This window comes from Prevotella sp. DNF00663 (genome assembly GCF_001553265.1).
Taxonomy (GTDB): Bacteria; Bacteroidota; Bacteroidia; order Bacteroidales; family Bacteroidaceae; genus Prevotella.
Genome location: NZ_KQ960581.1, coordinates 15,160 through 39,256 on the forward strand (window position 1 = coordinate 15,160; position 24,097 = coordinate 39,256).

General features: G+C 42.8%; 27 protein-coding genes. 2 read left to right on the forward strand and 25 right to left on the reverse strand.

Features of this window, described 5'->3' with window-relative positions; genetic code table 11:
* Nucleotides 1-19: 19 nt before the first annotated feature.
* Entirely contained in the window at nucleotides 20-361 is a 342-nt protein-coding gene (locus HMPREF3034_RS12765) for a helix-turn-helix transcriptional regulator (protein WP_197421706.1), read from the reverse strand.
* 518 nt (nucleotides 362-879) lie between these two features.
* On the opposite strand from HMPREF3034_RS12765, the gene HMPREF3034_RS00095 reads away from it, so the two are divergent.
* Together HMPREF3034_RS00095 and HMPREF3034_RS00100 are read left to right on the forward strand one after the other, a co-directional pair.
* The gene (locus tag HMPREF3034_RS00095) at nucleotides 880-1,326 is read left to right on the forward strand and encodes a hypothetical protein (protein WP_062432164.1); all 447 of its coding nucleotides are present in this window, start codon (nucleotides 880-882) and stop codon (nucleotides 1,324-1,326) included.
* Nucleotides 1,327-1,524: 198 nt separating this feature from the next.
* A complete protein-coding gene (locus HMPREF3034_RS00100) occupies nucleotides 1,525-2,688 on the forward strand; it encodes a tyrosine-type recombinase/integrase (protein ID WP_062432167.1) in 1,164 nt (387 codons plus the stop codon).
* Between the two features lie 40 nt (nucleotides 2,689-2,728).
* Here the strand turns inward: HMPREF3034_RS00100 and HMPREF3034_RS00105 are convergent, their stop codons facing one another.
* From HMPREF3034_RS00105 to HMPREF3034_RS12885, 24 genes are all read right to left on the reverse strand, one after another.
* Nucleotides 2,729-4,579: a hypothetical protein gene (locus HMPREF3034_RS00105; protein ID WP_062432170.1), complete on the reverse strand. Its 1,851-nt coding sequence runs from the start codon at nucleotides 4,577-4,579 to the stop codon at nucleotides 2,729-2,731.
* A complete protein-coding gene (locus HMPREF3034_RS00110) occupies nucleotides 4,576-9,231 on the reverse strand; it encodes a phage tail tape measure protein (protein WP_062432173.1) in 4,656 nt (1,551 codons plus the stop codon). Before HMPREF3034_RS00110 ends, HMPREF3034_RS00105 begins: the two co-directional genes overlap by 4 nt.
* A 2-nt stretch (nucleotides 9,232-9,233) precedes the next feature.
* Entirely contained in the window at nucleotides 9,234-9,806 is a 573-nt protein-coding gene (locus HMPREF3034_RS00115) for a DUF6549 family protein (RefSeq protein ID WP_062432176.1), read from the reverse strand.
* On the reverse strand, nucleotides 9,803-10,228 hold the full coding sequence (locus HMPREF3034_RS00120) for a structural protein P5 (RefSeq protein ID WP_231725566.1): 426 nt from the start codon (nucleotides 10,226-10,228) through the stop codon (nucleotides 9,803-9,805). Before HMPREF3034_RS00120 ends, HMPREF3034_RS00115 begins: the two co-directional genes overlap by 4 nt.
* Nucleotides 10,188-10,445, reverse strand: coding sequence for a hypothetical protein (locus HMPREF3034_RS00125; RefSeq protein WP_062432182.1), 258 nt, complete (start codon nucleotides 10,443-10,445; stop codon nucleotides 10,188-10,190). The genes HMPREF3034_RS00120 and HMPREF3034_RS00125 overlap by 41 nt, the downstream gene beginning before the upstream one ends.
* Nucleotides 10,446-10,585: 140 nt before the next feature.
* Nucleotides 10,586-11,032: a hypothetical protein gene (locus HMPREF3034_RS00130; protein WP_062432185.1), complete on the reverse strand. Its 447-nt coding sequence runs from the start codon at nucleotides 11,030-11,032 to the stop codon at nucleotides 10,586-10,588.
* Between the two features lie 7 nt (nucleotides 11,033-11,039).
* A complete protein-coding gene (locus tag HMPREF3034_RS00135) occupies nucleotides 11,040-11,324 on the reverse strand; it encodes a hypothetical protein (protein ID WP_062432188.1) in 285 nt (94 codons plus the stop codon).
* Nucleotides 11,325-11,335: 11 nt separating this feature from the next.
* A complete protein-coding gene (locus HMPREF3034_RS00140) occupies nucleotides 11,336-13,243 on the reverse strand; it encodes a carbohydrate binding domain-containing protein (RefSeq protein ID WP_062432191.1) in 1,908 nt (635 codons plus the stop codon).
* 18 nt (nucleotides 13,244-13,261) lie between these two features.
* The gene (locus tag HMPREF3034_RS00145; RefSeq protein ID WP_062432194.1) at nucleotides 13,262-14,299 is read right to left on the reverse strand and encodes a hypothetical protein; all 1,038 of its coding nucleotides are present in this window, start codon (nucleotides 14,297-14,299) and stop codon (nucleotides 13,262-13,264) included.
* A 42-nt stretch (nucleotides 14,300-14,341) separates the two neighbouring features.
* Nucleotides 14,342-15,760: a hypothetical protein gene (locus HMPREF3034_RS00150; protein ID WP_062432197.1), complete on the reverse strand. Its 1,419-nt coding sequence runs from the start codon at nucleotides 15,758-15,760 to the stop codon at nucleotides 14,342-14,344.
* A gap of 48 nt (nucleotides 15,761-15,808) precedes the next feature.
* Complete coding sequence (locus HMPREF3034_RS00155) at nucleotides 15,809-16,405, reverse strand: hypothetical protein (RefSeq protein ID WP_231725567.1); 597 nt, start codon at nucleotides 16,403-16,405, stop codon at nucleotides 15,809-15,811.
* Nucleotides 16,374-16,880 carry a hypothetical protein gene (locus HMPREF3034_RS00160; protein ID WP_062432203.1) on the reverse strand — a complete coding sequence of 169 codons (507 nt, stop codon included), beginning with the start codon at nucleotides 16,878-16,880 and terminating at the stop codon, nucleotides 16,374-16,376. Before HMPREF3034_RS00160 ends, HMPREF3034_RS00155 begins: the two co-directional genes overlap by 32 nt.
* Nucleotides 16,881-16,882: 2 nt before the next feature.
* The gene (locus tag HMPREF3034_RS00165) at nucleotides 16,883-17,689 is read right to left on the reverse strand and encodes a hypothetical protein (protein WP_231725568.1); all 807 of its coding nucleotides are present in this window, start codon (nucleotides 17,687-17,689) and stop codon (nucleotides 16,883-16,885) included.
* A complete protein-coding gene (locus tag HMPREF3034_RS00170; RefSeq protein WP_062432206.1) occupies nucleotides 17,637-18,464 on the reverse strand; it encodes a DUF6712 family protein in 828 nt (275 codons plus the stop codon). The genes HMPREF3034_RS00165 and HMPREF3034_RS00170 overlap by 53 nt, the downstream gene beginning before the upstream one ends.
* Entirely contained in the window at nucleotides 18,433-19,908 is a 1,476-nt protein-coding gene (locus tag HMPREF3034_RS00175) for a hypothetical protein (protein WP_062432209.1), read from the reverse strand. The genes HMPREF3034_RS00170 and HMPREF3034_RS00175 overlap by 32 nt, the downstream gene beginning before the upstream one ends.
* A complete protein-coding gene (locus tag HMPREF3034_RS00180; protein ID WP_156431005.1) occupies nucleotides 19,905-20,198 on the reverse strand; it encodes a hypothetical protein in 294 nt (97 codons plus the stop codon). Before HMPREF3034_RS00180 ends, HMPREF3034_RS00175 begins: the two co-directional genes overlap by 4 nt.
* A complete protein-coding gene (locus HMPREF3034_RS00185; protein ID WP_062432215.1) occupies nucleotides 20,179-21,222 on the reverse strand; it encodes a hypothetical protein in 1,044 nt (347 codons plus the stop codon). Before HMPREF3034_RS00185 ends, HMPREF3034_RS00180 begins: the two co-directional genes overlap by 20 nt.
* Before the next feature lie 155 nt (nucleotides 21,223-21,377).
* Nucleotides 21,378-21,683: a hypothetical protein gene (locus HMPREF3034_RS00190; protein WP_062432218.1), complete on the reverse strand. Its 306-nt coding sequence runs from the start codon at nucleotides 21,681-21,683 to the stop codon at nucleotides 21,378-21,380.
* Between the two features lies 1 nt (nucleotide 21,684).
* On the reverse strand, nucleotides 21,685-21,906 hold the full coding sequence (locus HMPREF3034_RS00195; protein WP_062432221.1) for a hypothetical protein: 222 nt from the start codon (nucleotides 21,904-21,906) through the stop codon (nucleotides 21,685-21,687).
* 39 nt (nucleotides 21,907-21,945) lie between these two features.
* Nucleotides 21,946-22,200, reverse strand: coding sequence for a hypothetical protein (locus HMPREF3034_RS00200; protein ID WP_062432225.1), 255 nt, complete (start codon nucleotides 22,198-22,200; stop codon nucleotides 21,946-21,948).
* Nucleotides 22,197-22,637, reverse strand: a complete 441-nt coding sequence (locus HMPREF3034_RS00205) for a hypothetical protein (protein WP_062432227.1) — start codon at nucleotides 22,635-22,637, stop codon at nucleotides 22,197-22,199. Before HMPREF3034_RS00205 ends, HMPREF3034_RS00200 begins: the two co-directional genes overlap by 4 nt.
* A complete protein-coding gene (locus HMPREF3034_RS00210; protein WP_062432230.1) occupies nucleotides 22,634-22,960 on the reverse strand; it encodes a hypothetical protein in 327 nt (108 codons plus the stop codon). The genes HMPREF3034_RS00205 and HMPREF3034_RS00210 overlap by 4 nt, the downstream gene beginning before the upstream one ends.
* Nucleotides 22,960-23,355 (reverse strand): hypothetical protein, encoded by a 396-nt coding sequence (locus tag HMPREF3034_RS00215; RefSeq protein WP_062432232.1) that lies wholly within the window; start codon nucleotides 23,353-23,355, stop codon nucleotides 22,960-22,962. The genes HMPREF3034_RS00210 and HMPREF3034_RS00215 overlap by 1 nt, the downstream gene beginning before the upstream one ends.
* Nucleotides 23,356-23,840: 485 nt before the next feature.
* Nucleotides 23,841-24,097: hypothetical protein (locus HMPREF3034_RS12885; protein WP_231725569.1), on the reverse strand; the 257-nt coding region annotated here is incomplete at its 5' end.

Genomic DNA, 24,097 nt, shown 5'->3' on the forward strand with positions numbered 1-24,097 from the left:
ATATAATTATGGCTAAAGTCTAATAGTTGTATAATCGCATGATGCGTATAATCTCACGGCAATTCTTTACCTTTAATTTCTGTTTGACTCGTAAAAGTTGCGTCTTGATCGTAGATGGGCTCTTATGCAATAGATGTGAGATTTTATCAAAGGTCATACCATCAAGGTATAGACTTACTACTACTCGTTCAGCAGGAGAGATGTTGACGACTCCTTTTGGACGGCAAATAATATTCTCGTGTTTGCAATATCCACCTCGCAGAGGGCATCTTACTTCTTCGAAGTGCAACATGTCGTGTTCTATATCTTGTGTAAGCAAATCGTGTTCACCAAAATTGCAGCGTACAAAACGTTCTACCATTTTATGTTGATGAACACTAATTTCTGCGATACTACTATTTTTAGCAGGATATATAGTGAAAAGCCTAGCATAGCATTGCGGAAATCTATGTTTGATGATTTCAAGAAGAGGGCTGATAACTTCTTTCGAAAAGCGAGTTAGTTTTTTCTCTTCTTGATTGATTGTTTTGTAATATACAGTCCCGTCAGGGCTTGTACGAAACTCTATTGTTTCCATGAATTTGATATTATTACTTGAACCAGCGTAATTTCTTCCAGTATAGTGAGATGTGCGTGCGGACGGTCAGCAAGCTTAGCACGTATGGTATTAATGTTCATCCCATACGTGTTAGTCAGATACTGCAGGAACTTGCTTTTGTCGCGTTTTCTTAAATTCCGGTAGTAATCCCGTGGGTCTACATTTTTCTTTTTTCCGTTCATAATCTCGTTTAAGTTGAATTTTATCGCTAAATTTAACGCAAAGATAAAAACAAAATATTAATTATCCAACAATACTAGGATAATATTTCCTAGATAATTATGAATTTAACAAACGCTATGCGGTATGAACATGATGCAATTGACTATCAAACTCTTTTGAGGGTCGTGAAATCTAAAGGGTTGACAGATAGGCAATTTTGCAAGCTTTTGTGGGGGAATGAAACTCACTTAACGCTTAAATATTTTATAAAAAGACCAGATATACGAGTGAGTAAATTAATAAAAATGGCGGAAATTCTTGATTGTAATATAGGAGATTTCTTCCAATACTCGGACGGAGGGGCGTCTGCAGCAATGCTAGATAGTAATGAGAAACTGCTCGAAAAATATCCTTTGGAAGTCTTGAAAACGGAAAATTCTGCATTGAAAATGATTATTCAGGAGAAAGATGCCCGAATTTTTGACTTAAAAAAGATTAATGAGCAAATTGGAAAAAGTCTAGAGGTGCTTTTGCAACTCGGACAAAATTCGGACATACAGAAATAGATGTCCGTATCTTACTGGTAATAATAGGTTTAATAATGGCTTCCGACCTTGCTAGGAAAAAATCTTGCCTCCGCAACTAAATACGCTCGAAAGTCCTATATATAGTGGCTTTCGAGCGTTTCGAGTATTAATGACTCGGACACTTTTTGGAACAGAGTTACAAACTAGCATTGGTTGCGAAGCGAACAATGTAAAAAAATGTCTTTATCAGACAAAAAACTCACATCGCATAAGGATATAATAGAGTTCACACTTCCTCGTCTTCATCGAGGGAAGCAATGGTATGTCGATTTCTTTGCATATGACCCGATATCGGGTGGGCTTAAACGCAAGAAGTATATGCTCGATCGTTATAAGACTACGAAAGAACGTGAGACTATGGCTTCCATTCTTATTCACAATATCTATCAAAAGCTGATAGCCGGCTGGAATCCTTTCACTCATGCGAAGAAGACACGACATTATACGGAGTTCTCTATTGTCGTACAGCGTTATGCAGACTATATCACAGTTGCAGAACAGAAAGGCATCTTGAAGCACAAAACGGCTATCGATTACAAAAGTCGACTCAAACAACTACAGCTGTATCTACTTGAGACTAATGTGAATATCAAATATGTCTACCAATTTGACCGTACGTTTGCGGTCGATTTTCTTGATTATCTTATTTTTGACAAAGACGTCAATTCTAAAACCCGGAATAATTATAGGACTTGGCTGTCAACTCTTGGTACATGGTTGAAAGAACGTCAATATATCGAAGCAAACCCTATCGAGGATATTCACATGATGAAGGAGACCGACAAGTTCCGCGACCCGCTCCCAGCGGATGCTCTTAAGCGTCTGCATGATTACACTTATAAATATATGCCCTCATTCTATCTTGCTTGTATGATGGAGTATTACACTTTTATACGTCCTGACGAGCTCCGATATATCAAGATAGGTGACATCAGCATAACCGAGCAAACAGTCTATGTATCATCAGAAATCAGTAAGAATCGCAAGGGGCAAACGATAGCTCTCAATGATTCTCTGTTAAAGTTGATGATAGAGCTTCGTATCTTCGAGCATCCATCAAGCGACTATCTTTTCGGAAAGGATATTATTCCCGGGCCGAAACAAATATATGTCAATCGATTCCGGCAGGAATGGGGGAAGGTACGTCGAGCACTGCACTTCCCGGACTCCTATCAATTCTATTCTTTAAAGGATTCTGGAATCAGAGATTTAGCCAATGCAGAGGGTATTGTAGTCGCTAGGGATCAAGCTCGACATTCTGATGTCGCTGTTACGAATCGTTATCTGAAGCAAACTGATACGGTACATGAACAGACGAAACATTATAAGGGCAACCTGTAATCACTACACGCTGCCCTCACTAGAAACATCATATAAAAACCTAATTCATTTGGTAGAAGTATCCGGTTTTCAGTCGCTCGATAGAACCGTTTTTAATATCCAGCTCCACCTTTTGACATATATATCGTTTGTTCCTGAAGACATATATTTTAGATGGATCTGGAATATCGTCAGTTATAAATTTGATAGTCATCAAATCATTTTTATCTATTGACATCTTCTCCATGAAGAATTTACCAATTCCTGATTCTTTGTCTATCAAAGAGAATGACCCATGGTCAGCCTCTGTTCCTGACGCTGTGAACTCAGGAAACATGTTTTGGTCGGTATATGCGAATGGGAAACGGTAGGCCTTGCTATCTTCATCAGCAGTGTCCTTAATCGCTACAGCCCTTTTCATATACGTGTTATAAGCTTTTTTGCTAAGGAACATCACCGGCATAATGGCTTCTGTGTCTTCTTCCGCCTTGATACTACTTCCGTCCATGGCATCTTGGACAGAAACGAAAATTTCACCACTTTCATCCGCAGAATTACTATTCTTATTTGTACTATCAACAGAGATGGATGGGACGCATAGCTCTATATCTCTTGGAATATCACTTCCAAACTCACGTATCTTATCATCATCGGGGAACAACTTAATAGAAGCCATAGCCACTGGAGAAATTTTCAAGTCAATAAAGTTATCACTCTCAGCATCTCTTATTAGTGGACTGAAAAAACCTACTTGTGTAAATTTCTCAACAAGTGTAGCGCTTTCAGGACTATGTTCCAACATCGCGTAAATGTATGTTTTTCCATTTGCTTTGAAGAGAGTTGTACGTCTTTCCTTAGTCGACATAGCCTTTCCGGCTGTTTCAGCAGCTGCAGGGGTATCATATTCTTTCATCGTGAATGCTTTTTGAATATCTGCAGACACGACCTCTCTCCAATCTCGCTTACTAGAAGTTGCGAAACTGTATTGTATGTTTGAAGTTGCAAGATTGCTTAATCCGTCTTTGTCATATTCGCAATTAAAATCGTCGTCACATTCGTATTCTACATACCCTTCCGATAACATTTCACTGCCCGAAACAAGTTGTACCGTTTTGTTCGGTTCGTTAAAAATCAACGTCGCGTTTAGCAGTTTTCTCACTTCATCAAGGAAGGTATAGACGCTCCAATGAGGTAATGAGCCAGCAATATCAAGTCCTAATCTACATGATGCGATAAGCAACATGTTCCATGGTTCTTTATTGAAATCATTCCTAATAAGCGTGAAGCCTTCTGCTGCCAAAGCTTTTTCCACGACAAACAAAAGGAATGGTTGTGCTGCTGTAGATTCTATTCCTTGACTTCTATTGTCTTTAACAAAAGGCACATTATGAAATCTTTCATGAGTCTCATCATAGATTGGACAGTAGGCATATATGCCGGGTTCTCCGATAAGACTGCTCTTACTTAAATCCGTTTTGATAAAATCATGTATATAGGTAGCATTGGGGTTGTTTCCGAAATGTCCTTGTATTCCTTTTTTCCTTTTGACCCCATAATCAATCGCGTCGATATAATGAGATGCGAAACGTGAATTATACTTGATACGGCTTTTCCCACCAACTATCTGTAGCTTTACCTGTCCGCTGGCAATGCCTATGACGGTTCCTTTTCCACAAATAATCAGCCGATTGTCTATGTAGAGTTTGCAATCTGAGAAGTCCGGGATTCTTTTTCTAGTCTCTTGCCTGTCAACATTGCCGAATATCGCTCTGTTAGACATAATTGCCATTGGGAAAGCTATAGTATATGTATAGCTCCCGGAGTCTTCTACATACGGATTTGAATACGTCACCTTGATATTTGAAGACGTATCCGGATAAGCCGTGTTTCCGTTTAGTAAGCAATGTATCATCTGTTCTTATTCATTTTGTCAAACAAATCCAATTGATGCTTCACTCCGTTCGGTCCGTCGATGCTTGCGAAAGCGTGAATTCCTTGAGACAACTGTATATTCAGTTGAGCCAACACATCGTTGAGTGCGCCGATGACCGTATTAAGTTCCGCATTGTCTGTTTGTACGTTGACAACCGGAGCAGATACGACTGTAGAACCGGCACCGACGGCACGTCCCACATCGGACGCTGTTAGGCTTCCAACGGTATTGTTCCGTTGTGCCTGATCAATGAGCTGTAGGGCAGGGTATATGCTTGAGTTGGCAACTGCATGATGGTTAGCTACGAATTCACCCTCATGTACAATCCCGGCACGACGTCTGTAGTTGTTTCCCCCTGTGAATCCACCTTGATAATAACCGGCTTCTTCAACTTGGTGTTGTTTCTTGATAGTTGCAATTTGTAAAAGACCTGCAGCAGTGGCCACGCCTGCAGCAATAGGAGCCAGTGTAGGACCCATAATAGGAATCTTTGCTGTTGACGAATACGCGTTGATGGCAGCTAAAGCTGTCGAAGCTACTGCCTGCGCCAGCTCAATCTTCATAGCTTTCTTGTTAGCTTTCTGCTTTGCCTTTGCCAACTCCTTATCACGTTTTTTCTCTATCTTTTCTCGCTTAGCCGAGTTGTTATGAGCTGCAGCTATTTGCTGTTCGTACTTCTTGTTAATCTGTTCAGTCTCCAAATCAGCGCAAGCCTGTGAGTAAGCTGCTCCGGCCTGCATCAAGGAATTGAGTTGTCCATACGCCCACTGTGCCTTATCCGTCAATTTTTCAAGATATTGAGCGTCATTCAGCGCTTTCGCTGCATTCGCTTGAGCGTGTGTAATAACCCCTTCCTTATCCATAATAGCGATTTGTTCATTGACATTCTTCCAGTTTTTGATGTCATTCCCAAAAAGCGCATCACCGAATGAGCTATCACCGCCCTTTGATGCGTCACCGGCCTTGGCGCGAGCTTGGTTGAGAACAGTGTTGACATCTTCATTGAATTTACGATCGGCAGAACCGGCCCCATGGTTCTCTGCGTCGATGGCTGCCTGCTTGGCTGCGTAGTTCCGTTTGATATTGAGTAACATTTCTTGATACTCTTTTTCCGAAACAAGTCCTTTTGTATGTAATATCTCCAATCCTTTGAGTGCGATTTCTTCCTGCATCTTTACATCTCCACGTCCCCATTGTTCCCTATATTGCGACAGCATCTCTGTATAATTTCTCTGCATAGACAGTTGATGTTCTTGCTCGGTTCGTTCCATCTGTTCTTTCAAGTCGAACCATTCTTCGGTACCTGCCTGCATCATCGCCATTCTATCGGCCATGGCCGACATGTCGTTTTCAAAGAGAGCTTCATTCAACGCATCCTCATTCATGTAGATGTCTGAGTTTTCATCATAGAACATCGCTTCTATTTTTGCAGCTTGCGCAATCCGCGCTTGCTCAATCTCTTTTTCGTTGAGTTTATGATGCGCTTCCATGGCCTGTCGCCTGATATTCATTTCATCGTCTACAAGTTGCTGAGCTTCTGTAGACTCTTCTCCCCATATCGCTTTACGTCTTGCAAGACTTGCTAATTGCTCTTCTTCTATCTTATGAAGATAGTCTCGATGAGTAATGAGACCTTGTGCATATTGAGTAGAGAGATCGGCAAGATGTATACTCAATTCTGCTTTCTCTTTCTTATCATCCTCTTTCTTAGCTTTCAGCGCAGCTGCTTCCCTCTTTTTGCTTGCTCTTTCTGCAGCTGCAGTTTTTTTCCCATCATAATTATTATTACCATTACCACCTCCCCCTGTATCTAGATCTTTAAGAGTTTTTTCAAATTTTGCACGATTTTCTAATAATTCTTTGTTGGTCTTTGCATATTCCTTGTTAAGTGCTTTTTCTGCTGCGTTAAGGTCTTGCAATTCGTTATTTCGTCTGATATTAGCTGCTTGCAGTGGATTCAGGGCATAGCCGTCAAGAGAGGTCTTTTCATACCATCCACTAAGATTTCCACGGAACAGAAGAGAACCAACGGCATTCTTACTACGTTCTATTTTATCGAAAACATCATTGATGTCGGTGTGGAACATGTCATACCACTTTGAGTAATCCTCATTCCGTGTTTCTTTCTTTCTGTTTTGTACGTCTTCTATTTGTGCAGCAAGCTGTTTAGCCTTAGCGTTGAGAATTAGCGAGTGAGAATAAGCGTCTACAGCCTCTTTGGCTTTTGCAGTCCCGATGTTTTCTGCATTCAGGAAACCAAGATATTCCGGGCTGAGTTTATTCAAGTCCTCTATTGCCTTTTTGCGTACAGCGTCGGAGTAAGCTTTGTCGGTGGCAGCTTTGTATAGGGCTTGAAGATTTTTGCGCTCAACATCCGCATCTTTAGCCGCTTCTTCGTTAGCTTCTTGAAGCCTAAGTTTTGCTTGATTCACTTTCACGATGCCGTCTCTCCAATCTCTATATGCGGCTACCAGTCCGACAACAGCTACAGCTACGGTCATGTAGGGATGTTTCATCATAACGACATAGAGCGTTTTCAGCCCTTTGACTACCTTGTCATTCCAAACTACTGTGAGTTTGGCTGCAGCAACAGAACCATTGACAGCAATTGTATATAATGCTATAGCTGTAGTCAAAGTGATAATAGTAGTTTTATATTTGAACGTGAAAGTTGTAAGCTTCAGTAAGAGTTTCACCATCGTCCCTGCAGTCGATACAGTGTATCTTGCAACAGGCAATAGCTTCTCACCCAACTCAATACTAAGGTCTTTGAATTTCTTTCTTTGTATATCTAAGTAAGCTTCTTCTGATGACATCTGTGTGTTGAATTCCTTGATAACACTCGTTCCTTCTGCATAAGCTTTGTTTGCCAAATTCTGTGCAGTTTTCACATCCTCTAGTTTATCAGCCATCACAGAAAGTACACCGGTAGCCCTAGCCCCATCCATCTTCATTGCTTCGAACATAGGAGCCAGTTTGTCAAATCCACCCTTATTCTTCATCGCACCGAAGAATTTCAGTAATGCCTCGTTGGCATCCGTTTTCAGTAATGTCGTGAAATCCTTGACACTTTCTCCTGCCAGTTTCGCGAATTTGGCAGGGTCTTGAAACATCTTAGTGATAAGTCCTTGCATAGCCGTTGCTGCCGTCTCGTCTTGCTGCATATTCTGATCAAGAACAGAAGCAAATCCCATAATCTGTTGCTGTGTCAACCCTGCTTGTTTGCCAACACCTGCCACTCTTGCTGTGAAGTCTACGAGATAGCCTCCTGCTGCAGATGAGTTCTGTGCCAATTCGTTCACTGCAGAACCGGAAGCAAGCATAGCGCCACGCAATCCTTTCTTCTTATCCTCACCGAACATCATTGCAAGCTTGCCAATATCTCTTACAGCATTCTCACCGAGGTCATCGCCCAACGCGACGTTGATTTTGTCTGCACCGTCGACAAACTCTTCAACCATTTCCGTTGTGGTAATACCAAGTCGACCAGCATCCCCGGCTAGTTGATTCAGTTTTTCGCGAGGTGTACGTGTGTCCATCTTCTTAAAGACCTCGTTCATCTCTTTCACTTCGTCTTTTGTCTGTCCGGTATATTTCTGAACATTGACCATCTCCTGATCCATCAATGCGTATTCGGACACACACTTTCGAATAGTCATAGACAATCCGGTGATAGATGCTATTACTGAGATGGTGAGACTCTGCATTCGATTGAAGCCATCTGCCATGCTACCCACCCATGACTTTTGTGCAGCACCCTCGCTTCTTACCATTTCAAGCTCAGTACGCAACCGCTTGGCCTGCAGTTGCATGGCTTTGAATCCGTTAGTTCCCCTGTCCATTCCATCCATCTCCTTATTTACCATCTTAAGCGAATATTGCAAGTCACGGACGGACGATGTTGATAGATTACGCATCGTACGTTCTATCAACTGGGTGTTGTCGCGGACAGTATTACATTCTTGCCCTGCAGCTTTCAACTCCGCGTTGTATTGATCTGTAATGGTATTAACGAGACGTTGTTTCTCTGCTATTTCCGCTAGACGTGCTTTGATTTTGAGCAGATCTTCGTTCTGTTCTGCGTATGCGGTAGAGTTGGGATTCATTCCGGACATGCGCGTCTCGATTGTAGATTGAGCTGAGCGCAGATCGTTGACTGATGCTCCGTTTATATTTTTGACAACGTTAGCAGCTATTTCCGCTTCGTTAGCCATTTTTCGTAGCTCTGCATTACTCTCTCCGACTGCGTCCTTAAATTCATCAACACGGTCTTTGCATTGCTCCAACAAGCTGTTGAGTCGCTTGTAGTCCTCAGGATCTGTTGTTTTGTTCATCTCGCGTCGAAGCGCCCTCATAGCTTTCTTAACGTCCTCAATAGACGATTCTGAAAGGTTATTGAGGGTCTCGACGGTCTTGCGTACATTAGTATCGTATGCCTTCAGTTCCGCTTTAGCTTGCTTCAAGTCTTTAGACAAGCCTTTAACGAAATTACTATCCGCCCCTGCAGCAATAGCTTTGTCTCGCGCTGCTGTAAGGTCGGAAACTTTCTTTTTCAGGCGCTCAATAGTATCATACGCCTCTTGTCCGTTGAGTTTGACAATAGTAACAAACTCCTGTGTGTTATTGTTCATAGCTACTCAACCTTTATATAATGATTGTACTGCAAATGTGAATTTGGATTGAAATTAATGATTTTCACCTTATAGCCTTTCGTTCCCCATTTCCACCACAGAAACCTATGTCTATACTCTCTGAAGACAAGAGTCTGTAGGCTGTCAATAATGCGATATTGTAAGATCGTGTCACGCAAGGATAGATGAAAAGTTGTCCAATGATCCTGATATTTGAATATCAGGCTGTCATGCTGTGCTTGTAGTCTGACGGTATCATGTATAGCCCTAAGCATCGACATTTCAGACTCTATTTGTCTAGCTTTTAGCTTTACATCTTTTAGTAAATCCTTATCAGCAATTTCTTTACGATAGGTTGTTCTACTAAAAGTAGTTACAGCCTGTTCTGTTGTAGTGACAGTGTCTCGTATAGTATCATATATGATAGAGGGAGCAATACGAGCATGTGCCAACTCTACTTTCAAATGTTCTAATTCTTTGTGAGTTGACTTCCGACTCTTTTCACCAGTCCACAGCGAATATACTAGTAGACCGGTGATGAGAATCGAAATGAAAAAGAGTTTTCTATATATCATAGTAAATACCAGCCTCTTGTTATATCTGATAATGAGGGAATGCCACCATTTTCCATTTGCGCCATAGCTGCAACAATCTTGACCATCATGGATGCTTCGAATTCAACCTGTTCATCGGCTCCAATCCCTGATTCTTTTGCCACAAATCGAATATATGCCTCGGTATCATTTTCAGCTGTTGGCGCCCATCGATGTATAATCTGGCGGATGGTTCGTAATCTATACTTATTATAATAAGTTCTTAGAATCACGAACATAGCTCTGAATCCCCATGGCATCGACTGGAACTGCTTGAAAGCATGGTCGGCTGAGGGCTGAATTTCGCCTTGGTACCGAGTTTTACTAAGGCGTATGTTTCCGGGATTACAATTTCGATAACCTCTACTTACCATCTTTTGACTCCTTTCCAGTAATAGTCTCATCGATATAGTTTTTCACTTCGCCCCATTTGGTTCTAATATAAATAGAAAAACCAAATACGCTGCCTGCGTAAACGAGTGTTTGCGCGACATAACCTAGTACCGAATCATTGATGTGATAGTGATTAAGGAAAAAGCAGAGAAATGCCAGCAAGACACCGCTTGTAAGCATGAGTATAGCCGAGCCATACTGAATCCATTCTTTTGTATTATTCTTCATTGCCTTTGCAGTTTGATTGTGTAGCAAAGGTAGATCGTGAATGGCTCTTATAAAAATACTATATGGGCAAAAAAATAGCACAATACATCACGTACCATGCTATTTCCTGTAATAATAACTATGTAACGACTCGTAGAGTATTATGCGTCTACAATCTTTTCGGGTTCTTCTTCTTCCTTAACCTCTGCTGTTGAATCTTCTACTGGATGTTCTGTAGCGGGTTTGAACTCTGCCGGTTCCAGTTCTGACTCCGGCTTCTTCGGTTTCTCAAAGCTAAACGTCTCTACCAGTTTCGCTCCGGTCTCGATATGCTGGATGATAGCTTTGAGGTCGTTACTTGTTGTCTCTACAGCATCTACCGCCATCCCCTGTACCTGTATTGCACCGCCATCGGTGTATAACAGTGTTCCGACTCTGTGTGCAATCACGTCTTTGCTTACTAGTTCACAGACAATGTCTGTGAGGTCTAGTATCTTCACATGAGCGACATCCGTATCATCGAGCGTACATGTGATTTGATGATAATACTTGTTATAGAAGATGCCGATTGTTTTTTCCGACTTTGAACGGATAATATTCACTTTCATATTGTTGTTATTTAATTAAGTTGATAATTGCTTCGTTTACAAATGCCTTGAAGTATTCTGCAGCATACTTGCGCAAAGTCTCAATCTCTACGTCAGAGAGTTCTACTTCTTCTGCCTTATAGAGCTTCCGTGCAAATTCCAGTTCGCCTATGTCTTGCGTCTTATTATAGATGTAGTTAGCGAACTGTTGTAATGCAGACAATTCTCCTGCAGTATGTTGGGTCATGTCTAAATCCTTGATAGTTCCATCAATCTGTGTGACGTGAATCTTTCTAAAGTCTATTTTCTTCATGAATCTAATTATTATGTTTGTCTTGCGAATCTCATGTTCCACTTGTGATTTCTAGCGTCATACACCAAGAACGTGAGGTCCCACGGGTCTACGTCCATCGTTGTTGACCTATCTCTATAGCTAAACCGGTCGATGCCCGAAGTCTTGATACTTATCTCTTCTGATGTTGAAAATATCATATAGAATTGTCCATCCTCGCACCCACTAGGTAGGGTATAGGTACTATCACCAGCTTCGTTTAAGTCTACAATAACATTGTCCATCTTCGACAGTGTCATAGAACCTCTCGACCGCTTTGAGTATAGACGAAATCCTGATATATTGCCATTTTGAATATATAAAGCATGACTTCCCTCTATCGACGGGTCTAAGTCATATACCGGCGCGTTACTGATTGCTGAAATGTAAGCACCAATGGCTCCCCCTCTATCATTCTTGACATCAAGACATAACGGAATGTCCGGGAAACCGGATGTGGCGGGCAGTGTTCCAAGCCCAAACCTCGCTTTAATATCTTTAGAATCAAACATAATGATGTTATTAGTCAATCTCATAGTCATTGCGAGTTCGGGATGATTTGGCATCGCCCCCTCTGAAGAGTATATCTCTTTGAAAGTTCCGATAGCTCCTTCAATCTTTTTCACTGTGAGATTATCGACATCGATGTACGGAGCTTGCAGAATCGGGTTACCATTTACCCCGAGTTTGAAAACAGCTATCGGTGTACCGTTTGCCGATTTCACTCTGAACTTATCCGCTATAATTGATACCGCTTCCTCGTCAATATTGATGCCGATATTTTTGAGTCCGAGCTTGATATTATCAGCTTTCAGATTCAGAGCTGCGAATTGCTCATCAACATCCGGGTCATGCCATGAGGTTGCCGTGTTGCCCTCTTCCAATTGCACTTCTGATATATACAGTGTTCCGTTCCGGCGCAGCCATAAATAGACTCGCAGCCATCCCGACTTCGGTGCTGTGAATGTCTCTTTGATATATTGCCACTTCCCGACAATATCATTGTCGCACAAATAGTTTTTTCCGAACCATACTGCATTCTTGCGCTTATCTACGGCATCACTGATATACAGTTCGAGGCATGTGTTAGCCGGATCGCTAGAGTTCACCCACGCACTTACTGTGTACTCTTTATCTTTTTCGACGTATGTAATGAAGAATACACCTCCGTATTGAGGAGTCGTTTGATTCTGCATTTCTACTTTGACAAAAGCATGCCCATTATGTGCTGCATCGGATGTTCCACTATAGCGCCGTACAGATGCGTTGGCAGACTGTCTCTGCTCTACAACTTGTTGCGTACAACTTTCTGTCAACTTCACGGAGTCCCATCTTAGCGATGCACCTTTGAGAAGATTAGTACCGCCCACGGTCTTCTTGATAGCTAAATCAATCTGCCCGTCAAGCGCTGTAATCTTAGTTTCAGTCTTGCTCTTATAGCCATTGAAATCTTCTCTAACGCTTTTCACAATTCCACCTAGTTCGTCCTGTTTACTTATCCATTCTGCCATGACGGTATGAAAGTTCACAGCGAACGGAATCTTTGCAGAGAACATTCGTCCTTCCAGTGTCGCCTTGATACCGACATATCCGCGCCCGGCACTACGCTTTGTGGTTGTATCTGTTAAAATTTTAGTCAAAGTAACGATATTACCAACTACTTTCGCAGCGCAATTCTCACAGTTCGCATTGTCAATCTCGACACTAGAAGGGAGTCTGTCCATACTGCCTTGATGAATCATGACCGTTATCGGACTGGCCGCTAGCGCCGAGCTTGTTACGAATCCGTCGTTGGCTGTATCGAAGACCAATTGCTCCGGATTGACTATCACCTGATAAGCATCATCACCATCATGCACCTCTGCCACCGTGATTCTGCCTCTACCTATAACCTTTGTCATAAGTTTTCAATTTGATGATTATTGCGAAACCTCGCAGAAAAATGTTGCCTTTTGGTCAATCTCATTTGCTGCGACAGTGATAGGATTCCCTGTCTTGACGTTGCTCGCTGTTCCTGCCCAGTTCGCCTTGTTACCGTTCTTATCGTACTTGAACCACGTACACGTGAACTTCCGGGAACTCTGCGGAGTAGTCTCATCCTCAATCTTCGTTGCACCGCGATACACACGTGCCATGAGCTGCGTGTTTCCCTGCCCATTGACTATCTTGTCACCGGTCGTGCTTACCACCTCGACGGTGTAAGGGTCAGTCTTATCTTCAAGCGTCTCGATAGCTTCCGCCCTGTCGCTACCATCCGTGACAACGACACGGTAGGATTGAAAGTTCAGCACATCATTGACACCTACTGTCAACGTACTGGTACCGTTAACTGTCGAGATACCTGTAGTCACTGCCTGCCATGTTCCGCCACCTGTAGCAACGAACTTCTCCCATTTAAAGTTCAATCCATCAGTATCGTGTGTGCCCCCTCGATAGACATTCGCAACGAGCTGCAGAGACGTCAACGCATTTCCCTCGTCGAAGATACGCCCCTTTGGAGCAGTGATAACAGCTTGGAACAATGCTCCGGCACTGGATGAACGGACAATAGCATCTTCATGCTCCAGTGTTGTATCCTGCCCGGTATCACTATCATGATAGGTTGCCTTACAAACAATTTTCAGACTGCCGGCTGTGAGGTTCTGCTTGATAGTGAGTGTGCCACCTGCCGATATGGCTGCGACTGAATATGCTCCGCTCGTCTGCCCGGCATTGACGGTCACACCACCAACGATGTAGCTAAGCGCCGTGAGCTTTTCCACTTGATTGCTGCTATTGCCGGTCACGTACACTTTCGGACTAACCACGCATGGAGCAGAAGTGAAATTCGGAGTATGTATCTTCGTGTCGGGATTGTATATCTGTACACGCTCCGATATGTCGAATCGCATCTGTACCTGTTTCGCGTCATTCAGATCTACTATTGTTATCTGACCTCTTGCCTTTACTGTTGACATAATTTTGTTGTTTTATTGATTTATAAAAATGTTTTCTGTTGATTATTCAATGTTAACGATGCAGTCTATCTGCGCCCTTTTGTCGATTTCCTGTGCCGAGACAGTGATACGATTGCCTACTGCCTCATGTCGCTTGTTCCACGCCATATTGAACTCTGCGTTCGGTGTATTCACAAGCCACGAGAACTGATTAGGCTGTAGTGTATCGGTAATATCCTCTTCTCCATGCAACACCGTAGCCGTCAACACCACATCGCCTTGACCGTTGTGAATGATATTGCCCCGGTCGGTGTTGATGATGACCGTGTAGGGCGATGAGCCTTTCTCTGCGAGAGCACTCCAAGCAGGCGAGTTCTTGCCCGGTCTGTCTGTCGTACTCTCTGCAATACAGAGCCACGTACCACCATCGCACTGCCATGACTCGTATTTGTGCGCTGTAGTCCCCTGCGCCGGCCATTTGCCCATGTGAATGACGTTGGGTACAATGTCGCCACTATAGCTCATCCACTCCACAGCAGAAGAGCGAAGTGTGATTTTCTCGCTTGACAACTTCAAAACTATATTTTTAGTTCCAAGGCAAAAATCATAGATATTTCGATACATCTCTATCGTAGGACTGTCGCCGCTTGTTGTGAGCTGCGTATAATTCATCCTACTCTTATCGCTGCTAGCGATGCCATGCACTTGATCCCATAAGGCGTTATGCCCGCATAGCACGATGACATCACCGGGCATAGGCTCATCCGTTCCGTTAGGGTCATAGAAGTTCGCTACATTCGACAAGATAATATAAGCATCATGCTCTGCTGTCTTTTCTGCTACCTCTTCAACAGTACGCCAATAATACCTGTTTGATATTCCTGAATAAATACCCTCTCGGATATTGAAAGTTTGACATCTCGGTTGGTCCCCCGGCTTCCATCCATTGTAAGTTGCTGTTGTACCATCGTCAGTCTTGATATAACATCTCCATCCATTAGCGACTTTCTCTACACGTTCGATACGCGATGATGCAGGAGAGAGTGATATATCACCTCCAACACTTGACAGCCTACGTATTTCAAGTTCATGAAATATAGCTTTACCAACGACCTCGATAAAGTCTATCTGTCCATGCGCCTTACCATCATCATCTATCCAAACACCGAAGCCTTGAAGTGTTTTTTCAAAACCAACGCTCTTGATAGCATTGATGATGATTTCATGAAGTTTCGCATTGCCTAAAGAGTCTATCCCCAGCTCTCCGAGACCGATCTTCATTCCTTTTAATAAAGTAAGGACATAAGGCATTACCTCATCTTGATCTTTGCGAAGATAAGGTGTACCATCGTCGAGATAGGATAGGAGAGATAGAAAGGCATTACCGATTCGTTCAGCGGTATTGGCGTGTGCCCGTCGTTCGTCTCGTACTGTTTCAAATTGCTTGCGCAATGCTGCTTTTCTATCGTCTGTCTGACTCATATTTTGTTTATTGCAAAAATAACAAACATAACCTTATTATAATAATACTTAGATGAGATGGGACAATGTCCTTCCGATAATGCTGTCAAAGCCATTAAACATCATGTCGAGCGCATTAGAGATTACTCCCTGATATTCTGTACCCATCGATTTCGCCTCATACTCTTGCAGCCGCTTGATAGAGTAGTAGTATTTCTTTAGAAACCATTCCCGAGGCCCTACCGGGAATATCGGTGGAACGGTATCACCAAATTTCGGGCCGACCTTATGCGGTCTGTCCAGCCCATGTTCATGACGATATTGAGGGTCTAGTATTTCCAAATGTCCACCCGACACCCTTGGACGTGGTACTTTCTCACCTCCTTGTGCATTTGTCCACTTTTTCCATGCGAACGACGGAGTAACACCATGAGCCACATAGATTCCGTATTCCGCAAAGCGATGTTCTATAGAGGTGTTAGGACCCGGATGGTGGCTGCCTTTGATAGATTGTTGTAGGTATCCGGTTCGTTTGATAGGGGGATTGAACTGGTTCATTTTCTCTACCCATATACGTACCATCATATCTGTCCATCCCTCTTCCCACTTTCGTCGTTCGTCTGCAGTCTGTGGCTTAATCCGCCCATTCTGTATCATCGTATTCAAGTTCTATCGGTTGTACGTTCTGAACCATGAAGTATAGTCCTGTCACACCGTTCATAGCATAGCGTCCAATCTCGTTAGAGTATATTTTGTCGACTTCGAGATATTCGAGTTTGTCATCATAAGTCATCTGTATCTTATCAAAGATCATCTTTGAATGTATCTGTCTAAAGAGACGTCGACAAAGATTCAATTTATTTTCACGATCTTGCATATCATCGTATCGATAGCCGGCTAGGATGAAGACTGTATAAACATCTTTCTTGAAGAAGCTAACCCCTGCTGAGAACGTGTTCTGTGCAGTCGTATCATCTACCATAATGAAGTTTGCAGTCTTTGTAAATTGCTGCATTACTCCCTGAATCGATTCGGGTCCAGAGCAAAATACCGTCTTGAACTTATTATTGACAGCCAACTTATTCTTACTGCCAATATCCTTGATATATTCAAATATGTCGAAAAGATCTTCTGTTACCATGATTATTTGTTATTGAACTTTTTATTAAACTCATCAGCTTCTTGTGCTTTACGATCCAGCTCTGTTAATGCTCGCCAACACGGGATATTATATATAGTCTCTTCTTTAGTCACATCCCCTTCTGTCAAAGCGCGTATCTGCGTATTGATAGCATCAATGATGTTATACTCCGAGCTATCGTCTGTATCGACGTGTTTAAAGAAATGTGGAAATGCTTGCGACAACACTAATTTGATATGAGAGTACCAGAAAAAGACACCTAACAGCTGTGCTGCATCCATCTTGATACGTTTCGCCATTTTCCCATTTTTCTTTCGATACAAGATAAGCGCCAGTTGTTCGAGATAGCGGTCAGACGGTGATAGCATATAGGCCTGATAGCATTTTTCTGCATTCAGATAGTCAAGGAAACAGACCCCATGCAGGTTGACATCGACCGCACGAAGGCCTTTAATATCCTCCAACCGAACGTCAATGTCTTCGTACGAATCGATGTAATTGAGTTGCGAAAGTAAGCTCTCAACCTGCCAAGCCTGTACAGTGAAAAACCTACGCTTCCCCCACCATGTAGTCCGGACGAAACATTTCCATCCAAACCTGTCTCTTTTGACGACATGTATGCCGGTAAAGCGCATGAACATATATGTTTTGATTACCGTATGATCCTCGAATGTCGTAAGCAACGTCAATACATAATGTAGCTGCTGTTGTGTCAAGTCTTTCCACGCCTTCGGAGCGGTAAGGTCTAGCGAACCGTCAGCCGTTGAAAAGGAAGGCTGATGACTCCTTAGTGTTTTGAAAATTTTCATGATGATTGGCTTTATAAGCTGATGACCCTGCATAGATATTGAATGTATCAAGGTCTGAATCAACTATATTCAACACATTTCGTAGTGCTATCTGATTAGCAATAGACATACCTTTACTTGCAAATACGTCTGTATATCTTACTATTTTATCAATGAACTTCTGAACCTTTTCTGTCTCATTGCGACGATATAGTCGTAGCACTTCGTCCATTTGCAGATCTGAAATCCTAGAGCGCAGGTATTCGTCTGCACTTTCTATAGAAGAGAGCATACTATTCCAATCTTGATAAGTAAGATTGGTTGCTTTTCCACGTAGGAAGAAGGTATATTCGTCGTAGAGATAAGCAATAGATTGATTTGCCTGTTTCGTTTCTCCCCATTTCGGTGATCTCAATAGATTGAGTAGCATCCCAAGTAGCTGCAGTCGACGAGTACGTAGTGTCCCATCCAGCGCATCTACACGCTGCTTGCTAGCCGGACTAACCTCCTGCGTACTCACAATGCCGAACCCGGTAGGTGTGAGTACTAGATCTAATTGCCGTAATACAGACAGGAATGCTGTCACGCAAATATAGTGTACGCAGCTTTGATAAAGTACACTCTCTTTTCCTGCTTCTTCTAATCTTTCTTCTCCTGCATCTCCTAGAATGTTTAGCTTTGTCAGGGCTATTTCCTGTTCGATTGCAGGGGCAATTCCTTCAAAGACCTCTTCATGCGCGCTTGTTCCGACAGGCAGTGCACGTTCAAAATCCGATTTTCCTATATTGATTTCCATTTTCTTCTGTATTTTGGTTAGAATTCCCACTTACTTCTTTCGCGTCTTTATTTTCGTCTAGCGTGGTGAGTTGTATCATAGGCACGTCAACAGTAGCGCGTTCAGCCCAGTTGTTGTAGTGCAATATCACGTGATAGGGCTTCGTCATCACATCATGGAAAGGTTTTTCTACTGCTTGTTTCAGTGTGAATAGTTCGCGTTTATCTGAACCGGAGTTGTTCATCTGACTCTTTCCCGGTGTTGCACCTACGAGGTTTGGGTGTACTCCGAATGCGAAGCATAAAGCATTCGATGCCTCGCTCATGTCATCACTCCAGTTACCTCCCTCTTTCTTTCCAGCATCATTGAGTACATTGATACGCACCATTCGGTTTTCCTTGCCGTTTGGGTCATTATAGTAGCCCGAAACCAAAGCCTTCCCCGCGTTTTGTACGCCTGTAACAAAATCTATGATATTGTTTTTTTCTTTCTCTTTCCGTTCAGCTCGTGCATTTGGATCTATAATGTTCTCATTGTCGCAAACCGAATCCCAGTAGTCTTCATGTATCTCTATCTGTGTGCGTGGTGCACTGGTGTTCTTAATCATATGCCGTTTGCCGATTCCGATGAGCCGGTATATATCCAACCATGCATCTTGCATGACACTGAGATAGTAGGGGCGTGGGTAATATTGACAACCGGGGGTTGCCATCCGGGTTATAATAGCAAACTTACTATCGGAAGTCGGTTTGTTTTTTTTACCGGTTTTCGGATCGGGGTCAAGTCCTACCCGTTGTCGTAAGTCGCCAAGTGGGTCTCGTAGATTAAGCAGCGGTAGAACCTCTATATCATCTTCTTCCTGTTGTCCTATCTTCCAATCTCCATAAAACACATGCTCTATACGCTTGCTTTTTGTAGATGGAGCATATTCCAGACGGCAGTGGATTGCGTCACGATTAGCTACACTCACAATCTTCTTTTTGTCTCTGCTAAGTACTATAACAGTCACGCTCCAGTACCAATATTTCATATCAGTAGCCTGTTCCATAAAGACTTCCTGTAAAGAGTTATGAAGACAGAAGTCTAGTATTTCCTTATCGTCAATATCCTTTTTTTCTTTCCTATCAACGAATCGGACACCTTGGCCATAGCAACATAATATATTGAAAGCTTGACACTGTGCCGTTATCATGTTATCACTCAAACGCTTCAATATTTCATAAGGTAGCTGGTCATCCTCACCCCATGGTACATATTCATATTTTTTGCCGTTGATTTCCAAGGGCAAATGGTTCACCCTTCCAAAGGCGTTATCGTCGAACACAGTATTAGAATCCTGCCCATATTCAGAAGACATATTATCCATATAAGAGCCACCGACACCACTTGGCACCACTTTGTATCGGGCGTATTCACCATTTTGGCCGGTTTGCTCTAGTTGCATTTTTTTTTCTGTATTATTCATAGATAAACTTGATGATTGTTGATTTCGAAAATATAGATTTCTGGAATGGCTCTTATCTCATTGTTAAGAGGATTGCGCAACCTCACGAATCCCTTTTTCCAATAATCGTGATGAACCAGCCAACCTTTATAAACGACGATTTCTCCTGTACTTTTCCAAGCCTTGATATTGACCAACTGCCGTCTCTCTTCAGCTATAGCAAGCACATGCAGCATCTCGTTGAAATGTATCACATGTTGCTTTTTTTCTACCACCCTGACCATTTCCCTTCTAGTTAAACGTGTTGTCAAAGGTGTTATCAAAGATTCGGCCAGCCCTCAACAGGCTCAATACATTCTGATTGTGCTGAGCATACTGATAAGAGAAAGTGAAGCGTGGTAATTCATCGTCCTTATTCGTGTATTCCGTCTTTGAATCGGTGATGAGTATTTCCTTTCCGATATTGGCTTGTCCTTTTACGAAAGTGATGACTCGTACGAATTTAGATCTGAACAACTCCTGTGTCCATGCTGCAGTATCGTAGTTCATCACACCGGTATCAGCTTTCATCGTTCGTGTTTCTTCGATGCTGTAATTGCGTTGCTTCCCTTCAATATTTGCTACGTTTCGTTTGAAGCTCGGTGCCATGGTTGCTGTCCCGGTGCAATAGAGAAGTTCTTCTACTCCAAACGAATTATCAAAGAGTAGGATAGGGGCACAGTCCGGAGCTGCGAAGTCTATATCGTATTCTTGACTTCGTTTCCCGGCTGTCACAATATAATAAGTGAGTAGATGTCCTTCTTTTGTAAATTGTGCAGGAGAGACATCGATAGTAGTGTATTTCTCATTGCCGGCTATGGGTTCCAGTGTGAAAGTCTTCTTGCTGTGGTCATCATAATGAGCTTGTACCTGTGCTTGATCCGTACCGATATAATGCAAGTATTCCATGCGCCCTATAGCCGTTGTGCGTGTCCCAATCATCAGGGACAAGAAATGCGTATTGATAAAGTCTGCGGCAGGAGTGTCAATGTCTGCTTCACAATATACTACGTCGGCAGCCAGAGAAGCGTTGTTGGTAGGAGCATCGTCGTTGAATTTTTCAGAAATGGAAATATCCAAGTGTACCGCCAAACTTTTACGCGCATATGGGGTGATGAGTGCCGGGATGTCACGTAGATTGATGACACCTGAAGCAGGGTAGAGGTCCTCGAAGAATATATCCTGCCCATCTATCTGCATTCGCACAGAGGCATGATGGCCGTTGATACCAAATGAAATATCCGGCATTGTAGCAGAGAAGTATTTCCCTGAAAGTCCGCTGTTAATAGTAATCATTATTTTTGCTTTTATGATTGTAAAGCAAAGATAATAAGAGGTTTATCGCACTAAAAATACAAAAAGAAAAGGACACTACGCTCACGCGCCATGCCCTTGTAATATAAATGTTAAAAAAATGTCTCAAATTTAGTGATAAAATTCATGGGGCGATGTTACATTAGCCCACTCATGTCTCGCCAGATAGCCCATTTAATGATGCCGTCTGCCGAAGTCGTGAAGCCGTATTCATGTTTCATCATGTAGTCGGCTACCAGTCTGATGCTGAGTGGCATCATTTCGCTTAGTTCGTCGATGATTTCTGCTGTAGATTTCGGGGCTTCTATCAAATCATCATCTAGAATGTTCTTTCCGGGTAGATTTCTGCGATTGGTGAAATATGCATCGAGCACGCTCACTTGATTCCGTTCATGCTCATCCATCTTATCTTTCCACTCTTGTATAATTTCGTCTGTTACCATTTTATTTCAGTGTTTTAAGAATTGTAGAGAATTGTTTACTGACATTTCTAAGACTTGCTACTCTGTCGAGTACTTGCCGCGACTCTTCATCGCCTGTAGGGATGTCGCTTAGAAACTCATCGATACAGTCTTCCATTAGGTCTATATTGTTTTCCAATACCGATTCGTCTAGCAAGTCGTTGAGAGCCTCGATTGTGGTTTTTGATAGATTAATCTTGCTCATTGTTTACCCCCTTTCTTTGCCATTTCCATGAGTTTCGATTTAGTGACGAGTTCCGCGCCTACTTCTCCATACATATCTGCAAGAGCTTTCGTGAATGTTACATAGAAGTCGGCCGGTGATGCTACTTTTGTTTTTTTGCGCAGCAAAGAACACTCCAAGGGCTGAACTCTTTGCCAGTGCCACTATGATTTCTCCATCGGTAGCGTCATTGTCGGCAAGGAGTAGTAGCACTTTTCTACTTAGTTCGTCCACACGCTTCTGGTCAGCAGAGAAAGTTTTTTCGGATATTTTCATTGTTGGTCTCCTTTCTTATCTTGAGAAAAAACAAGATTGTAAATAGCATAGCTGGCTGTATCATCTTCAAACTCTACTCTTACAGTTGCATCGCCACTCATATAACTTACATATACAGTACCCTCAAAGGGCTCTAATCGCCCTTTTCTGCTAAGGCTCGGAATTATTTTTCCTGCAACATCTCTTTGAACCAACGTTACCTCTTGCCCTTCTTCCATATTCGTAACGACTTTTTTTGCCATTTGGCTAAAGTAAAAGGTTGCTCCTTTTCCTCTATGCTCATATCGCAGCAAATAAGAATCAAAGCTGGCAGCTATCTCTCGACCTTTTTTTTCAACTTCTTGTTTTGAAAAAATAACATCAAATTCTACTACCATCTTTAGCATATCAGGGAAATTCATTTTAATTTCCATTTCTGCTGTAGTTAATCCTTTCATTGTTCACCTCCTTTTTTATCTGTTTGGTTGATGCGATAGACGAGCCAGCCGGCGCAGAGTGCGGACGTGATGGCTACGAGTGGTTGCTGCTCGATGGCTATGGCCGAGAGGAGCATGCACAAAGATACAGCGTTTACACGAACTACCAAACGACGGGTTACGGGGAACTCGGCGATACGGCTGTAGAACCGGCTCTCGGCAGAGAGCCAAGCCTCTCCCCGTAATATTAATGACTTGATTTTGCGCTGTATCGTAGCACGTACGTCGAGGGGTTGCTGCACCTGGGCAGAGGTCTCGAAGGAAATTGTCTGTTGCGTTTCCATTATGCTGAGGTTTTGACGTTGCCCGGAACTGCCGGGTACAGACGCAGAAACGGCTGCGCTTCCGTGTTCGTCAAAACCTCAGTAATTATGCTTCTGAAAAGCAAAAATCCCAATTGGAAGGCAGCCGTCAATATCTTATGTGGCTGAAAAGCAAAAGATGATGGATATTTTGCGAGTTCCCGCTCGTCAGTAGCACAAGACTTACTGAGATTTTGACGTTGCAAAGATACGAATGTTTTCTGAATGTGCAAATTTTCGAGAGAGAAATTTGCACGCGGATTGCTGCTCCCTTCCTTTTGGAGGGGCCGGGAGAGGCTACAGGTACTCTTTGCCTTGGTCCACTCCTTGAGGGAGAAGGCGCGCTGAGCTGTGCGCTGAACTGATAATGTTGCCATTACTTTTCGCTGTTTGACGTTGCCAGCTTCCGGCTGGTACGGACGCAGAAACGGCTGCGCTTCCGTGTCGTCAAACAGCGAAGAATACTCCGAAAAGCAGAATCCTCATGGAAGGCAGCCGTCAATATCTTATGTGGCTGAAAAGCAAAAGATGATGGATATTTTGCGAGTTCCCGCTCGTCGAAGACATTAGTCTCCGCTGTTTGACATTGCAAAGATACGAAAGAAAAGTGAATGTGCAAATTTTCGGGAGAGAAATTTGCACGCGGATTGCTGCTCCCATCCTTTTGGAGGGGCCGGGGGAGGCTAGGGGTGCGCTGTATCGTAGCACGTACGTCGATAGGCTGCTGTTTTGCAGAGCTCTCGAATTCGATTACTTGTTGCATATTGCACTCGGTTTTGACATTGCCCTGATCCGCAGGGTACGGATACAGAAAAAGCGGATGCTCTTCCTGTTCGTCAAAACCGAGATTTCTCCACAAGGGCTAAATCACATGGAAGGCATCCGCCAATATCGAAAGTCGTAGCCCTCGGGCTACAATATGGGCATAAAAATAAGCCCATCGAAATTTTAATAAGTTCGGGGCTTGATGTTCATCTCGCCCTTGTTTTGAGAACATTGTTCTCGGTTTTGACAATTGCAAAGATAGGTAGAAGTTTTGTAACTGCCAAAGAAAAGCGCAATTATTTTTAAGTAGTGTAAAAAAAAGAGAGGGTGTGTCAAAATTGATACCCCCTCTTT

What these genes read in the sequence shown, in the direction of transcription:
- HMPREF3034_RS12765 (WP_197421706.1), bottom strand. Translation starts at nt 361, where the DNA reads ATGGTAGAACGTTTTGTACGCTGCAATTTTGGTGAACACGATTTGCTT.
- HMPREF3034_RS00165 (WP_231725568.1), bottom strand. Translation starts at nt 17,689, where the DNA reads ATGAAAATTTTCAAAACACTAAGGAGTCATCAGCCTTCCTTTTCAACG.
- HMPREF3034_RS00175 (WP_062432209.1), bottom strand. Translation starts at nt 19,908, where the DNA reads ATGAATAATACAGAAAAAAAAATGCAACTAGAGCAAACCGGCCAAAAT.
- HMPREF3034_RS00120 (WP_231725566.1), bottom strand. Translation starts at nt 10,228, where the DNA reads ATGAGACTATTACTGGAAAGGAGTCAAAAGATGGTAAGTAGAGGTTAT.
- HMPREF3034_RS00115 (WP_062432176.1), bottom strand. Translation starts at nt 9,806, where the DNA reads ATGATATATAGAAAACTCTTTTTCATTTCGATTCTCATCACCGGTCTA.
- HMPREF3034_RS00160 (WP_062432203.1), bottom strand. Translation starts at nt 16,880, where the DNA reads ATGGTAACAGAAGATCTTTTCGACATATTTGAATATATCAAGGATATT.
- HMPREF3034_RS00205 (WP_062432227.1), bottom strand. Translation starts at nt 22,637, where the DNA reads ATGAAAGGATTAACTACAGCAGAAATGGAAATTAAAATGAATTTCCCT.
- HMPREF3034_RS00135 (WP_062432188.1), bottom strand. Translation starts at nt 11,324, where the DNA reads ATGAAGAAAATAGACTTTAGAAAGATTCACGTCACACAGATTGATGGA.
- HMPREF3034_RS00100 (WP_062432167.1), top strand. Translation starts at nt 1,525, where the DNA reads ATGTCTTTATCAGACAAAAAACTCACATCGCATAAGGATATAATAGAG.
- HMPREF3034_RS00110 (WP_062432173.1), bottom strand. Translation starts at nt 9,231, where the DNA reads ATGAACAATAACACACAGGAGTTTGTTACTATTGTCAAACTCAACGGA.
- HMPREF3034_RS00185 (WP_062432215.1), bottom strand. Translation starts at nt 21,222, where the DNA reads ATGATTACTATTAACAGCGGACTTTCAGGGAAATACTTCTCTGCTACA.
- HMPREF3034_RS00105 (WP_062432170.1), bottom strand. Translation starts at nt 4,579, where the DNA reads ATGATACATTGCTTACTAAACGGAAACACGGCTTATCCGGATACGTCT.
- HMPREF3034_RS00125 (WP_062432182.1), bottom strand. Translation starts at nt 10,445, where the DNA reads ATGAAGAATAATACAAAAGAATGGATTCAGTATGGCTCGGCTATACTC.
- HMPREF3034_RS00215 (WP_062432232.1), bottom strand. Translation starts at nt 23,355, where the DNA reads ATGGCAACATTATCAGTTCAGCGCACAGCTCAGCGCGCCTTCTCCCTC.
- HMPREF3034_RS00170 (WP_062432206.1), bottom strand. Translation starts at nt 18,464, where the DNA reads ATGGAAATCAATATAGGAAAATCGGATTTTGAACGTGCACTGCCTGTC.
- HMPREF3034_RS00130 (WP_062432185.1), bottom strand. Translation starts at nt 11,032, where the DNA reads ATGAAAGTGAATATTATCCGTTCAAAGTCGGAAAAAACAATCGGCATC.
- HMPREF3034_RS00150 (WP_062432197.1), bottom strand. Translation starts at nt 15,760, where the DNA reads ATGAGTCAGACAGACGATAGAAAAGCAGCATTGCGCAAGCAATTTGAA.
- HMPREF3034_RS00140 (WP_062432191.1), bottom strand. Translation starts at nt 13,243, where the DNA reads ATGACAAAGGTTATAGGTAGAGGCAGAATCACGGTGGCAGAGGTGCAT.
- HMPREF3034_RS00095 (WP_062432164.1), top strand. Translation starts at nt 880, where the DNA reads ATGAATTTAACAAACGCTATGCGGTATGAACATGATGCAATTGACTAT.
- HMPREF3034_RS00210 (WP_062432230.1), bottom strand. Translation starts at nt 22,960, where the DNA reads ATGGAAACGCAACAGACAATTTCCTTCGAGACCTCTGCCCAGGTGCAG.
- HMPREF3034_RS00145 (WP_062432194.1), bottom strand. Translation starts at nt 14,299, where the DNA reads ATGTCAACAGTAAAGGCAAGAGGTCAGATAACAATAGTAGATCTGAAT.
- HMPREF3034_RS00190 (WP_062432218.1), bottom strand. Translation starts at nt 21,683, where the DNA reads ATGGTAACAGACGAAATTATACAAGAGTGGAAAGATAAGATGGATGAG.
- HMPREF3034_RS00195 (WP_062432221.1), bottom strand. Translation starts at nt 21,906, where the DNA reads ATGAGCAAGATTAATCTATCAAAAACCACAATCGAGGCTCTCAACGAC.
- HMPREF3034_RS00200 (WP_062432225.1), bottom strand. Translation starts at nt 22,200, where the DNA reads ATGAAAATATCCGAAAAAACTTTCTCTGCTGACCAGAAGCGTGTGGAC.